This is a genomic window from Streptomyces sp. NBC_01707 (assembly GCF_041438805.1).
Lineage (GTDB): Bacteria > Actinomycetota > Actinomycetes > Streptomycetales > Streptomycetaceae > Streptomyces.
The window spans coordinates 5,368,041-5,381,227 of sequence record NZ_CP109190.1 but is presented as its reverse complement, the minus strand read 5'-3'; the positions used below and the strand labels follow the sequence as shown (position 1 = coordinate 5,381,227).

The window sequence follows — 13,187 nt, the reverse complement described above, 5'->3', positions numbered from 1 at the left end:
CCCGCAGGTGACCTCAGCCTACCTGGCCAGAAATTCTACGCGGGTAGATAACGTCAGGCCCTGATCACGCGGAGATATCGGCCGTGACAACGCGCGGGAAAAGTCGCGCGAAAAAAATCCTCACAGGATCGCGCATAGAAGGTGGACACGCGCAGGTAATTGGCTGGGCTTCACAATGCGGTGCCTACCGCTGTACAAATGATTAGCAGGGAAAGCAGTATTGCCTCTAAACAGTCGACACATGTCGGCCCCATCCGCCCAGCAGCCGGAAGGCCGGCATCAGCGCATGTCAGACGCGCCGATGCCGCAGGAAAGGACCAATATCCGTGGCTCAGCGCGTAGTGGTCACGCTCTCCGACGACATCGACGGGGGAGAAGCGGCGGAAACGGTTGCCTTCGCCCTGGACGGGAAGTCGTACGAGATCGACCTGAATCCGTCCAATGCAAAGAAACTGCGCAAGGCCCTGGCCCCGTACGTGGCGGCCGGCCGTAAGCAGACAAATGCCGGCAAGCACGGCAAGACCCCCGTGTCGTACCGGCACACCTCACTCGCACCCGACCCGGCGGCCGTGCGCGCCTGGGCCAGGTCGCACCGAATGGACGTACCGGCTCGCGGCCGGATCCCCAAGAAGGTCTACGAGGCCTTCCGCGAGGCGAGTTGAGGGGTACGGGAACGCACCTTGCGACGACACCCCGCAGACACCGACTTGCGCGACACCCCATCAGGTCGGCTAGAGTCTGGAGCACGCCGAGGGGCAAGGCCGAAAAGGCCGAACCTCACGCAGCGTGCGGGTGTAGTTCAGTAGCAGAACATCCCCCTTCCAGGGGGAAGGCGCAGTGTGCAATTCCTGTCACCCGCTCTACATCACTCTTATGGACCACTCCGGTGGATCGGGTAGAGTGGTGTTCGCACCGCCCAGTGAAAGCTGAGCGGCAGCAATGCGGACGTGGCTCAGTTGGTAGAGCATCACCTTGCCAAGGTGAGGGTCGCGAGTTCGAATCTCGTCGTCCGCTCTTGATCGTGTTGTTCGAAGGCCCTGGTCGATATCGACCAGGGCCTTCGTCGTATTCCGGCACCCTGCTCCGTGACCACCCATGACGTTTGTCATGGGCAGTGATGACAGCTCGCACTGCTCGCGGCCGCCATCAGGCGGAAACCTGAAGGTATGACCAGCGATGAATGCGTGATCGAGGCGGACGGGGTGCGGCGACGTTACGCCGGCGGCTTCGAGGCGGTGACCGGGATCTCCTTCTCCGTGGCGCGTGGCGAGATCTTCGCGCTGCTCGGGACGAACGGGGCGGGCAAGACATCCACCGTCGAACTGCTGGAAGGGCTGGCCCGGCCCGACGGCGGTACGGTCCGGGTGCTGGGCCACGACCCGTACCGCGAGCGCGCCGCCGTCCGCCCCCGGATCGGGGTGATGCTCCAGGAAGGCGGCTTCCCGTCCGATCTCACGGTCGCCGAGACCCTGCGGATGTGGTCGGGATGCACCAGTGCGCCGCGGCCGACCGGTGAGGCGCTGGAGCTGGTCGGGCTCCGTGACCGGGCGCGCGTACGGGTCAAGCAGCTCTCCGGCGGCGAGAAACGGCGCCTCGATCTCGCACTGGCGCTGCTCGGCCGTCCGGACGTGCTCTTCCTGGACGAGCCGACCACCGGACTCGATGCCGAGGGGCGGCGGGACACCTGGGAGCTGGTACGGACGCTGCGGGGCGGCGGCACGACGGTCCTGCTCACCACTCACTACCTGGAAGAGGCGGAATCACTCGCCGACCGGCTGGCGATCATGCACCGGGGCCGGATCGTGGTGGCGGGCACGCCTGCCGAGGTGACAGCGTCCCGTCCGGCCCGGATCCGGTTCGAGCTGCCCGACGGGGTCGGCGCGCGGCGGCTGCCGCTGGGGCTGCGGGCCGCGGCCGACGGCCGGCGGATCGAGATCCGCACCCACCGGCTGCAGGAGTCGCTGGGCGAACTGCTGCGCTGGGCACAGGAGTCGGACGTGGAACTCCTGCGGCTCGATGCCCGTTCGGCCTCGCTCGAAGAGGCATTTCTCGATATCGCCCGGACGGCGCACGACTCGACGGCGCGTGAGGCCTCAGAGCAGGAAGCGGCGGTGGCGGCATGACGAGCACAACGGCCCGGCGGCGGCTGCGTGCTCTCGGGCGGGCCGAGCTGACGCTGCTCCTGCGGAACAGGACGGCGGTCTTCGTCGCGCTGCTCGTCCCGGTCGTGATGGTCGCGGCGATGAAGTCGTCGCTCGAATCGGTCGACCTCGCCGGGACCGGCGTGAGCGTCGCCGGAGCGGCACTGAGCGGCGGCGTCGGCATGGTGCTGATCCAGGTCGTCTACATGAACCTGGCCGCCGCCTATGTCGCACGACGCGAGGATCTGGTGCTCAAGCGGCTGCGTACCGGAGAGGTGCCCGACCGGGAGATCCTCACCGGGACCGCTCTGCCGTCCGTCGCGCTGGCCCTCGCGCAGACCGCGCTGATGATCTCGGTCGGCTCCGCCGCCTTCGGGCTCGGCGGGCCGCGGCGGCCCGAACTGCTCGCCGCCGGGCTGCTGCTGGGTGCCGTGATGCTGACGGCACTGGCGGCCGCGACCTCCGTGGTGACCCGCACCGTCCAGACCGCCCAGCTCACCACCCTGCCGCTGTTCCTCGTCTCGATGGTGGGATCCGGGCTCTTCGTACCCCTCGAGGTACTGCCGGACGGGCTGGCGTCGGTGTGCGAACTGCTGCCGATGACCGGTGTGATGAGCCTCGTACGGATCGGCTGGCTCGGCGGCGGGGAAGGCGCCGAAGTGCTCGGGGCGGGGCTGAACGCACTGGTCTGGACGGCGCTCGCGGTGTTTGCTGTGCAGCGCTGGTTCCGCTGGGAACCGCGGCGGTGAGGGGGCTTGGGCGATGGGAATGCGCGTACGGGACTGGCGACGCGGCTGGCAAGAGCGCGGCAAGCTCGACCGAATTTCTCTCTATTCGCGGTTCACCGTGGCGGTGATGCCCTGGCTCTTCACGCTGGCGTGGGGACTGGCGCCCTTCTCCTCGGACATCTCGCACGATCCGCTGCCCTTGGCACTGGGCGGGGCGCTCCTGCTGGTGAGCCTCGCCCAGTGTGTGCTGAGCAACCGGAACGTGGAGCCGTCGTACGAGCACTACCTCGGCACGTCTGTCTTCCCCCGGCGCCGGCTGGTGGCGCCGTCGGCGCTGATGGCGCTGGCCCTGGGGCTGCTGGCGGCGCTGAGCGGCGTGGGCGGCATCGACGACGACGGGCTGCTTCTGCTGGTCATGAACACCCCGATGGCGTTGATGATCACCCAGGTGCTGCTCGTCCCGGCCCGCACCTTCCTGGTCCAGTCCCTGGTCCTGACGGCCCTGAGCGTCGGACTCTTCGCCGCGGTCGGGGTACGCGGCGGCATCCTGGCCGGGGTGGTCCCGACGACGATGTTCGGGGGCCTGCTGGTCCTGGTGTCCGTACGGCCCAGCGTCTGGAGCCTCAGCGTGATGTGGCAGGCGGAGGAGGCCCGGGATCTGCAGGCACGACTGGCCGTCGCCGAGGAGCGGCTGCGGTTCGGCCGGGACATGCACGACGTCCTGGGGCGCAATCTCGCCGTGATCGCGCTGAAGAGCGAACTTGCGGTGGGGCTGGCGCAGCGCGGCAGGACGGAAGCCGTGGACCAGATGGTCGAGGTGCAACGGATCGCGCGCGCCTCCCAGCAGGAGGTACGCGATGTCGTCCGCGGATACCGGGAAGCCGATCTGAGTACGGAACTCGTCGGCGCGCAGGGCGTACTGAAGGCGGCCGGCATCGAGTGCGAGGTGACGGGCGACGGCGGCGGGCAGCTGCCCGAGGCCGTGCAGTCGGCGCTCGGCTGGGCGGTGCGGGAGGCGGCGACCAATGTGCTGCGGCACGGTGACGCACGTCTCTGCACGATCCGGCTCAGCGCCTCGGCGGACAGGGTGGTGCTGAACGTGGAGAACGATGGGGCACCGTGCACGGCGGCCGGGGAGAGCGGTTCCGGGCTGGCCGGGCTGCGGGAGCGGCTCGGCGCCCTCGGCGGCTCGCTGGCCGCGGGTCCGGTGGACGACGGGCTGTTCAGGCTGACGGCAAAGATCCCGCTGACCTGCGGGGAGAACCGTCCGTCGGTTCTGGAGGGGCGGCGATGACCGCGATACGCGTACTGCTCGCCGACGACGAGCATCTGATCCGGGGGGCGCTCGCCGCGCTGCTCGCGCTGGAGGACGACCTCGTGGTGGTCGCGGAGGCGGCGACCGGCCCGGAGGCTCTCGCCATGGCGCGGGCCCACCACCCCGATGTGGTGGTCCTCGATCTGCAGATGCCGGGGGCCGACGGTGTGAGTGTGGCCACATCGCTGCGGACCGAACTGCCCGACTGCCGGACCATGATCGTGACCGGTCACGGCCGCCCCGGACATCTGAAGCGGGCGCTCGCGGCGGGTGTGCGGGCCTTCGTGCCGAAGACGGTCAGCGCCCGGCAACTGGCCGGCATCATCCGTACCGTGCACGCCGGAAGCCGTTATGTGGACCCGGAGTTGGCAGCCGACGCGATCTCCGCCGGGGACTCGCCGCTGACCGTCCGCGAGGCCGAGGTACTGGAACTGGCGGCGGACGGAGCGCCGGTGGCGGAGATCGCGGAGCGGGCGTCCCTGTCGCCGGGGACCGTGCGGAACTACCTCTCCGCGGCCGCCTCGAAGCTCGGCGCGGAGAACCGCCACGCGGCAGTGCGTCTCGCGCGGGAGCGAGGATGGGTATAGTAGTTCTCGCGCTTCGGCGCATGCGAACGTAGCTCAGCTGGTAGAGCGCAACCTTGCCAAGGTTGAGGTCGCGAGTTCGAACCTCGTCGTTCGCTCCACGCAAGAAGGCCCCGGTCCTCGTGACCGGGGCCTTCTTCGTGTCCTACTGCCAGGTGTTGCCGGTGAGGAGCTCGTACGCCTCCAGGTACTTCGACCGGGTCGCGTCGACGATCTCCTGGGGCAGTGCCGGCGGCGGCTGCTCGCTCTTGCGGTCCCAGCCGGAGGCCGGCGAGGTCAGCCAGTCCCGCACGAACTGCTTGTCGTACGAGGGCTGGGCCTTGCCCGGCTCCCAGGCGGCGGCCGGCCAGAAGCGGGACGAGTCCGGCGTGAGCACCTCGTCCGCGATGATCAGCTCGTCACCGTCGAAGCCGAACTCGAACTTCGTGTCCGCGAGGATGATGCCGCGCTCACGGGCGATGTCCCGGGCCCGGGCGTAGACGTCGAGGGTGGTGCGGCGCAGCCGGGCCGCGGTCTCCGTGCCGACCTCGCGGGCCACTTCCTCGTACGACACGTTCTCGTCGTGGTCGCCGACGGCCGCCTTGGTGGCGGGGGTGAAGATCGGCGCCGGGAGTTCGGAGCCGTCGACGAGGCCGTCGGGGAGGGCGAGGCCGCAGACCGTACGGGACACGTTGTACTCGACGAGGCCCGAGCCGGTCAGATAGCCGCGGGCGACGCACTCGACCGGGACCATCCGAAGCGACTTGCAGATCAGCGTCCGGCCGGACCAGTCCGCGGGTGCCCCGGCGGGGAGCTCCGTGGACAGGACGTGGTTCGGGACGAGATCGGAGAGCTGGTCGAACCACCACAGCGACAGCCGGGTGAGGACCCGTCCCTTGTCGGGGATCTCGGTGGGCAGGACCCAGTCGTACGCGGACATACGGTCGCTGGCGACCATGACGAGGTCGCCCGCCTCGTTCCGGTACAGATCCCGCACCTTGCCGGTGTGGAGGTGGGTGAGTCCGGGGACCACCACGGGCTCGGGCTTTTCTACGAATCCGGACACGCTGCCTCCGCGTAGGTTGATCCAGGAGTCGTTCCGATTGTCCCGTATCCGGATGGCGTGGGGTGGAGCGGGGTGGAGCAGGGGCAGTGCGTGGCGACGGTGACGCGTCGTTCAGACGTGTTTGCAGATGCGGTCGAGCAGATTGGCGGTGGCGCGCTGGATGCGCGGGTCCACATGGCCGGGGCGGTCCAGCGCCGGGGACCAGGCGAAGGTGCCGGAGGCGAAGACGAGGGCGCCTGAAGGGGCCCGGTACAGGGACGTCTCCTGGTGGCGCGTCGTGCCTTCGCTGTCCTGGTAGGGGGAGTGGGCGAGCAGGATGCGGTTCTCGTGCTGGGGGAGTGTGGTGCGCGGGAAGTAGCGGTCGGCCTCGCCCGCGACCAGGCCGTCGATCTCGTCGCCCTCGTCGGCCCCGGTCGCGTCCCAGAGCCAGTGCTCCGCGTTCCGTACGACCAGGGGGTGGGGGTCGGGGACCCGGCCCGCGTACTGGATGCCGAGGAGCTGCTGCTCGGCCCGGTCGACCTCGCGCCAGAGCGCGGGCTTCCCCGGGCCACGGCGCTTGCGGCAGGTGAGCAGGCGGTCCGGTACGCCGGACGGCGACGGGGAGAGGCTGACCTGCCAGTACATGGTGTTGGCGGAGAGGAAGACCAGCGAGGTGCCGCCGTCCCGGGCGGCCTCCGCCGTGCGGCGCATCGGTACCGACCAGTACTCGTCGTGGCCCGGGAAGACCAGACCTCGGTAGCGGCCGACGTCGATCCGGCCCGCGTGCAGATCGCGGGTGTCGGCGTACGCGATGTCGTAGCCGTACCGCTCGGCCCAGCGGATGAAGTCGTAGGCATGGCCGACATGGAGCGGCAGACCGGCACCCGCGTACGGGCGGTCGAAGGAGACGGTGACCGCGGCGTCCTCCTCGCCGAGGAGCCGGCCCTGCTCGTCCCAGGCGTGGTAGAGGCTGGCGCCGGTGCGGCCGTCCTCGGGGTAGAGGTTGTACGCCTGCCAGGTGATGTCCGGCAGGACGAGCAGCAGATCCGCCGGGTGGTCGTCGCGGACCGTGAAAGGGATGTGGGAGCGGTATCCGTCGGCCGTGGTGAGCACGGCGACATAGGCGCCGATCGACCAGTAGGTGGGGATCTGCAGCCGCCAGGACTGCCACCAGTGGTGGCAGGAGACGGTCCGGTCGGCGGTGAGCGGGGGCGGCTGGACGATGCCGGAGAGCCGCGGGCTGGTGGTGATCTTGGCGGCGCCGTCGCCGCCGTAATGGCCGATCCGGTAGATGTCCACGGAGAACTGCTGGGGCGGGTCCACGGTGATGTGGAAGTCGATCGCCTCGCCGGGGGCCGCGGCGCCGCTCGAGATGAAGCCCTTGATCTGGCGGTGTACGTCGTCGGCGGTACGGGTGCCGCCTCCGGTACCGCGGGCCAGGGCGAGATCGGCGTACCAGGGGACGACCTGGCCGGTGTCGTCGAAGTAGTTCTCACTGCCGCGCAGCCAGGGGAGGGGGCCCTGGCCGAAGGGGTCGGAGACGGCATGCGCCAGGGCACCCGATTCCCACCGACGAATCTGCTCCGCCCCCATAGCGCTTACCTCCCTCGAATCCCCCGAGACAACGGTGATGTGCCGACTGCGGTGCGCCGGATGTCAGCCTGTGGTGCGACGGCTGTCAGCGCCGATCCCCAGCACATCACATAACGCATGCACTCCGTCACCGTTCGTCGCGAATTGACGTGAATGGAACGCGCCCCTCCGGATTCCTCGCCGTGCCGGGTGGGGACGGGGTCGGCCGTGGGTCACACGAGACGGACCGGCTTGTCCGTGCGGACACCGACCGAGGCGAGCCAGCAACGCAGCGGTCCGGCGTCCCCGTCCTCGACCAGGCTGAGCACGGGGCTGCCCAGATCCGCCCTGCGCTCGCCGTCGACCAGCAGGGCCGGCCCGTCGAGCCAGTCGAGGCCGGGCGCCGCGCCTGCCGTGTCCACGGCGGCGCAGCAGACCATCGCCGCGACATGGTCGGCGAGCAGCTCCGTGCCGGTACGGGGCGGCTGGAGCGGAAAGAGCGGCAGGGGGTCGGTGCCCCAGAAGTCCAGGGCGTCCCCGTCGGACGAGGCGGGCGATCCTGCCGGAGGCTGCTGCGGGGCCGCCGCCTCCTCGCGGGCCACCGCCGCGCTGATCCCGGCCGCGAGCTCCTCACCCCGCCCGTCCGGGCCGGAGAGCTGCTCGACGACCCGGGCCAGTGTGGGCACGGCGACACCGACGGCATCGACGCCGTGTGCCCCGAAGGCCCGGACGGTCCCGACTCCCCCGACCGTCTCGTCGGGCCCTCCGGCCGGGGTGGGGCGTACGCCCATCGCGTCGAGGACGCGGAGCAGCCGCGCCGCTTCGGTACGCCACTTCCGGTCGACGACCTCTTCCGGATACTGCTGCCAGTCGACCGGGGACCAGTCGGGACCTGTCTCTGCGGGGCCGCCGTGGAAGAGGCGGGCGGCGAGCAGCGAGGCCGCCTCGTCGGCCGCGCCCGGCTCCTCGAGGAGGTCACAGGCGGGGCGCTCGCCGAGTCGGGAGGTGAAGCCGTCGGCGAGGCGATCGCGCCGGGAAAGCTCGGTGAGGGCGGAGACGACGCCGGCGTCGAGCCGGGACGGCCAGCGGCCCATCCGCCAGGCCGGCAGCGCAACCCGGGTGAGCAGCCGGTCCCAGCCCGCGTAGGCAAGGCCGACCTGCTCCTGGGCCGCGATCCGCAGCCCGTAGTCCACAGCCTGTGCACGCTCGGACGCGGCGGCGGCGACGCCCCGCTCCATCGCGGCGGCATGGCCGCGACAGCTGCGCAGGAGCAGCCGGGCGATCCAGCCGACGAGGCCGCGCGGCAGCCTCCGCAGCCGCGCGAACCCTCCGGGGGCGGCGACGGCCGCATCGGCGACCGCGCCGTCCAGCCCTCGTACGAAACGGCGGGCGGCGGCTATATCGGGGTGAGCGGCGGGTCCCGTACCCGCGACGACCGGGGCGAGCACCGCCCGTAGCTCGGCGACCCGCATCCACCACAGGAACGGCGACCCGATGACCAGCACGGGAGCCACCGGGGCGCGGTGACGGCGGCCACCGGAGGCGGCGGGCCGGGTCGCCGAGTTCTCCACGGGCTGCGCGGAGCGGTGTGTGCGGTCCTCCAGCCAGCTGTCGCAGTCGGGCGTCAGGGCTATGGCCGACGGCGCGGGCACGCCGAGCCGGTCGGCGAGATCTCGGACCAGCCGATAGAGATCGGGGGCGGCCTGCTCGGTGAGCGGGACGGTCGGACTGACCGCCGGCCTCGCTCGTGCGATCGCGACCGACACCGCTGCGGCGCCCAGCAGCACGACCGCCGCGCAGGCCGTCACGGCCCAGCGCAGGGCGTCCCAACCGCCGCCGCCGATGCGGCCCTGCGCGGCCGCGACGAGCAGCACGACGGCGACCGCCGCCGGCAGCAGGGCCGCGGCCGTTGCCCTGCTGCGGATGCGCAGCAGGGCGAGAGCTCGGGCGCGCGCAGCCTGCGCACCCAGCTCCTCACCAGTACCGGTACCGGACACGGCCGGACGTCACCCCCTCTGCCCCCGCGGCGGTAGTGCTCACTCCCCCACTGTGGCACCCGTCACTGACATCGCAATGCCGGTGGGCCAAGTGCCGGAACGCTTGCGCCGCACCCTAGTTGGGGCCTCGGCGGGCGTCATCCGGATGGCTCAGCCGTCACTCGATGGAATGGCTTTGGGCAAAGGTGCTGACGGACCGGTGTCCATAAGGCAAAGGCGCTCGGGCACCTGGTCGGGACGTCCCGGGACATGCCGCGCCCCCTCGGGCCTCGGACCTGAGGGGGCGCGATGTACAGGGCCTGCCGGGGCCGCCCGGTCAGACTCCGGCAGCCTTCCGGGCGATGTCCGTTCGCAGCTGCGAGCCTTCGAGCCGGATCCGCGCGGCCGCCGTGTAGGCACGCTCACGGGCGCCGGCGAGGTCCTTGCCGGTCGCGGTCACGGACAGCACGCGGCCGCCCGCACTGACGATCTGGTCGCCGTCTCGCCTGGTCCCGGCATGCAGGACGTAGGCATGCGGGGCATCCTGCGCCGCCACCTCGTCGAGGCCGTGGATCGGGTCACCCGTCCGCGGCGTGTCCGGGTAGTTGTGCGAGGCGATGACCACGGTGACCGCGGCGTCGTCGCGCCACTTGAGCGGGGGCAGCTCGTCGAGGTTGCCGTTGGCGGAGCCCAGCAGGACACCGGCCAGCGGGGTCTTCAGACGGGCCAGGACCACCTGGGTCTCCGGGTCACCGAAGCGGGCGTTGAACTCGATGACACGGACGCCGCGCGAGGTGATCGCGAGACCCGCGTACAGCAGCCCGGAGAAGGGGGTGCCGCGGCGGCGGAGCTCGTCGACGGTCGGCTGGAGGACCGTCTCCATGACCTCGTCGACCAGCTTGGGATCGGCCCACGGAAGAGGGGAGTACGCGCCCATGCCGCCGGTGTTCGGGCCCTCGTCGTTGTCGAGGGCCCGCTTGAAGTCCTGGGCGGGCTGGAGCGGCAGCACGGTCGTGCCATCCGTGATCGCGAAGAGGCTCACCTCGGGGCCGTCGAGGAACTCCTCGATGACCACGCGGTCGCAGGCCAGCGCGTGGGCGCGGGCCGCCTCGACGTCGTCCGTGACGACGACGCCCTTGCCTGCCGCGAGACCGTCGTCCTTGACGACGAACGGGGCGCCGAAGGCGTCGAGGGCGGTGTCGATCTCGGCAGGGGTGGTGCAGACGTAGCTGCGGGCGGTGGGGACACCCGCTCCGGCCATCACGTCCTTGGCGAACGCCTTGGAGCCCTCCAGCTGGGCCGCCTCACCGGAGGGGCCGAAGCAGGGGATGCCCGCGGCGCGCACGGCGTCGGCGACCCCGGCGACAAGCGGTGCCTCCGGGCCGACGACCACCAGCTCGGCGCCCAGTTCGGTGGCGAGGCGCGCGACGGCGTCGCCGTCGAGCGCGTCGACCGGGTGCAGTTCGGCCACCTCTGCGATGCCGGCATTGCCGGGCGCGCAGTACAGAGCGGTGACGTCGGGGTCGAGGGAAAGAGAGCGGCACAGGGCGTGTTCGCGGGCGCCGCCGCCGATGACGAGGACCTTCACGGGGTGCAGCCTAACCGCCGGGGCGCGGCGGCCTTGACGGATGCCGCTCCGTGGACGGCCCGTGAGGCGTACCGCGGCCCCGCCCGGCCCGCGCTACTCGTTGGTGAACTCCTCGACGACCGTGGCCCCCAGCTCCCGGACGATGAGGTCATGACCGGAGAGCGCCGAGTCGACCAGATCCGGGTCGTCCGCCTCCGGGGTGTCGTCCTCCGGGGCGACCGGACGCGGCGACTCGGGAGCGGCGTGCGGCTGCGGGGCGGAGGCCGCTGCGGGGGCGGCGCCCGGCTGCTGATGCTGGGCCGGCGCGGGCCGGGACTCGTACTGCTGCGGGGCGGGCGCTGCCGGGCGCTGCGGTGCGGGCGGGGCGGACGGCCGGCCGCCGCCGGTCTGCGGGGGCTGTCCCGTGCCGCCCGACGGGTCGACGATCGCCTCGATCTTCCACTGCATGTTGAACTGCTCGGCGAGTGCCTGCTTGAGCACGTCCTCGCTGCCGCTGCTCGCGAAGTTGTCGCGGGCACCGGCGTTGAGGAAGCCGATCTGCAGGGTGGCGCCGTCGAACCCGGTGACCTGCGCGTTCTGGCTGAGCAGGATCCAGGTGAACCGGCGCCGGTTCTTGACGGCCTCGAGGATGTCCGGCCACATGTTCCGCACCTGCGCGGCACCCTGCGTCATACCCGGACTCGGCTGAGGAGCACCGGGGGCGGGCGCCGGGGCTGCGGGGGCGGGGGCCGCAGGGGTGACGGGGGCCGGTGCCTGACCCGGGGCGGAGGCGGTCGGCCAGCCACCGGGGCGGCGCCCGGACTCAGGTGCGGCTGAGGCGGGCCAGGCCCCGGGACGCTGCCCACCCGCGGGAGCCTCGGGGGTCGGCTGCGGAGCGGGAGCGGCAGGCGCAGGAGCAACGGGCGCTGCCGGCGCCGCGTACTGGGCGGGCTGCGCGGGTTGTGCGGGCGCGGCGGGGGGCACGGCCTCGGGAGCGTCCCCCCGCACGGCCGCCCGCGCCGCGGCGACTCCGTCACCCGGCGGAACCACGGCCACGGGCGCGTGCGCCTGCGGTCCCGGCACGTACCCCATGGCGGGACCGGCACCGGCGGCCGCGAAGGAGGCGCCGCGTTCCAGCCGGTCCAGCCGGGTCTGCAGCGAACGCTCGTCGTCGAAGGCCGCGGGCAGCAGCACCCGGGCGCAGATCAGCTCGACCTGGAGACGGGGCGAGGTCGCCCCGCGCATCTCCGTGAGTCCCTGGTTGACCAGATCGGCGGCGCGGCTCAGTTCGGCGGCGCCGAAGACGGACGCCTGGGCCTGCATCCGCTCCACCACGTCGGCGGGTGCGTCGATGAGGCCCTTCTCCGCGGCATCGGGCACTGCGGCCAGGATCACCAGGTCGCGCAGCCGCTCCAACAGGTCGGCGACGAAGCGCCGCGGGTCGTTCCCGCCCTCGATCACCCGGTCCACGACCTCGAACGCCGCGGCCCCGTCGCCCGCGGCGAACGCGTCCACGACGGAGTCCAGCAGCGACAGGTCCGTATAACCGAGCAGCGAGGTCGCCATGGCGTATGTCACACCGTCGTCGCCCGCGCCGGCCAGCAGCTGGTCCATCACGGACATCGAGTCACGTACGGATCCGGCACCGGCCCGCACGACCAGCGGGAGGACGCCGTCCTCGACGTGGCTGTTCTCCCTGCCGCAGACCTCGCCGAGATATTCGCGCAGCGTCCCCGGCGGCACGAGGCGGAACGGGTAGTGGTGCGTACGCGACCGGATCGTGCCGATGACCTTCTCGGGCTCGGTGGTCGCGAAGATGAACTTGAGGTGCTCCGGCGGCTCCTCGACCACCTTCAGCAGGGCGTTGAACCCCGCCGACGTGACCATGTGCGCCTCGTCGATGATGTAGATCTTGTAACGACTGGACGCGGGCCCGAAGAACGCCTTCTCCCGCAGATCACGGGCGTCGTCCACGCCACCGTGCGACGCGGCGTCGATCTCGATGACATCGATCGAGCCCGGCCCGTTGCGCGCGAGGTCCCGGCAGGACTGGCACTCCCCGCACGGAGTAGGCGTCGGCCCCTGCTCACAGTTCAGACAGCGGGCGAGGATGCGCGCACTGGTCGTCTTCCCACAGCCGCGCGGCCCGCTGAACAGGTACGCGTGATTGACCCGGTTGTTCCGCAGGGCCTGCTGCAGCGGGTCAGTGACATGCTCCTGCCCAATGACCTCGGCGAACGACTCGGGGCGATAGCGGCGGTACAGCGCAAGGGACGACAC

10 protein-coding genes and 3 tRNA genes are annotated in these 13,187 nt (G+C 71.4%); 8 read left to right on the top strand and 5 right to left on the bottom strand.

From position 1 onward, the window contains the following. The first annotated feature begins 326 nt into the window (after positions 1 to 326). The 8 genes from OG963_RS24235 to OG963_RS24200 all read left to right on the top strand — a co-directional run bounded on the left by OG963_RS24235 (position 327) and on the right by OG963_RS24200 (position 4,869). Positions 327 to 662 carry an Lsr2 family protein gene (locus OG963_RS24235; protein ID WP_030929714.1) on the top strand — a complete coding sequence of 112 codons (336 nt, stop codon included), beginning with the start codon at positions 327 to 329 and terminating at the stop codon, positions 660 to 662. Between the two features lie 126 nt (positions 663 to 788). Then, positions 789 to 860, top strand: a tRNA-Gly gene (locus OG963_RS24230). Positions 861 to 941: 81 nt separating this feature from the next. Next, positions 942 to 1,014: transfer RNA gene (locus tag OG963_RS24225), tRNA-Gly, on the top strand. Positions 1,015 to 1,166: 152 nt separating this feature from the next. Beyond that, the gene (locus OG963_RS24220; protein ID WP_093774037.1) at positions 1,167 to 2,123 is read left to right on the top strand and encodes an ABC transporter ATP-binding protein; all 957 of its coding nucleotides are present in this window, start codon (positions 1,167 to 1,169) and stop codon (positions 2,121 to 2,123) included. After that, positions 2,120 to 2,890: an ABC transporter permease gene (locus tag OG963_RS24215; RefSeq protein WP_030929720.1), complete on the top strand. Its 771-nt coding sequence runs from the start codon at positions 2,120 to 2,122 to the stop codon at positions 2,888 to 2,890. Before OG963_RS24220 ends, OG963_RS24215 begins: the two co-directional genes overlap by 4 nt. Before the next feature lie 19 nt (positions 2,891 to 2,909). Continuing rightward, positions 2,910 to 4,163 carry a sensor histidine kinase gene (locus OG963_RS24210; RefSeq protein ID WP_371800320.1) on the top strand — a complete coding sequence of 418 codons (1,254 nt, stop codon included), beginning with the start codon at positions 2,910 to 2,912 and terminating at the stop codon, positions 4,161 to 4,163. Beyond that, complete coding sequence (locus tag OG963_RS24205; RefSeq protein WP_093774033.1) at positions 4,160 to 4,771, top strand: response regulator transcription factor; 612 nt, start codon at positions 4,160 to 4,162, stop codon at positions 4,769 to 4,771. The genes OG963_RS24210 and OG963_RS24205 overlap by 4 nt, the downstream gene beginning before the upstream one ends. A gap of 22 nt (positions 4,772 to 4,793) precedes the next feature. Next, positions 4,794 to 4,869, top strand: a tRNA-Gly gene (locus OG963_RS24200). Between the two features lie 44 nt (positions 4,870 to 4,913). Here the strand turns inward: OG963_RS24200 and OG963_RS24195 are convergent. The 5 genes from OG963_RS24195 to OG963_RS24175 form a co-directional block, all read right to left on the bottom strand. Beyond that, positions 4,914 to 5,813 (bottom strand): phosphoribosylaminoimidazolesuccinocarboxamide synthase, encoded by a 900-nt coding sequence (locus tag OG963_RS24195; protein ID WP_093774031.1) that lies wholly within the window; start codon positions 5,811 to 5,813, stop codon positions 4,914 to 4,916. A gap of 111 nt (positions 5,814 to 5,924) precedes the next feature. Then, positions 5,925 to 7,385: a N,N-dimethylformamidase beta subunit family domain-containing protein gene (locus OG963_RS24190; protein WP_093774029.1), complete on the bottom strand. Its 1,461-nt coding sequence runs from the start codon at positions 7,383 to 7,385 to the stop codon at positions 5,925 to 5,927. A gap of 212 nt (positions 7,386 to 7,597) precedes the next feature. Beyond that, on the bottom strand, positions 7,598 to 9,361 hold the full coding sequence (locus tag OG963_RS24185; RefSeq protein ID WP_093774027.1) for a hypothetical protein: 1,764 nt from the start codon (positions 9,359 to 9,361) through the stop codon (positions 7,598 to 7,600). A 316-nt stretch (positions 9,362 to 9,677) separates the two neighbouring features. Beyond that, positions 9,678 to 10,928 carry a phosphoribosylamine--glycine ligase gene (gene purD, locus OG963_RS24180; protein ID WP_030929733.1) on the bottom strand — a complete coding sequence of 417 codons (1,251 nt, stop codon included), beginning with the start codon at positions 10,926 to 10,928 and terminating at the stop codon, positions 9,678 to 9,680. 93 nt (positions 10,929 to 11,021) lie between these two features. Further along, a complete protein-coding gene (locus tag OG963_RS24175) occupies positions 11,022 to 13,187 on the bottom strand; it encodes a DNA polymerase III subunit gamma and tau (protein WP_093930941.1) in 2,166 nt (721 codons plus the stop codon).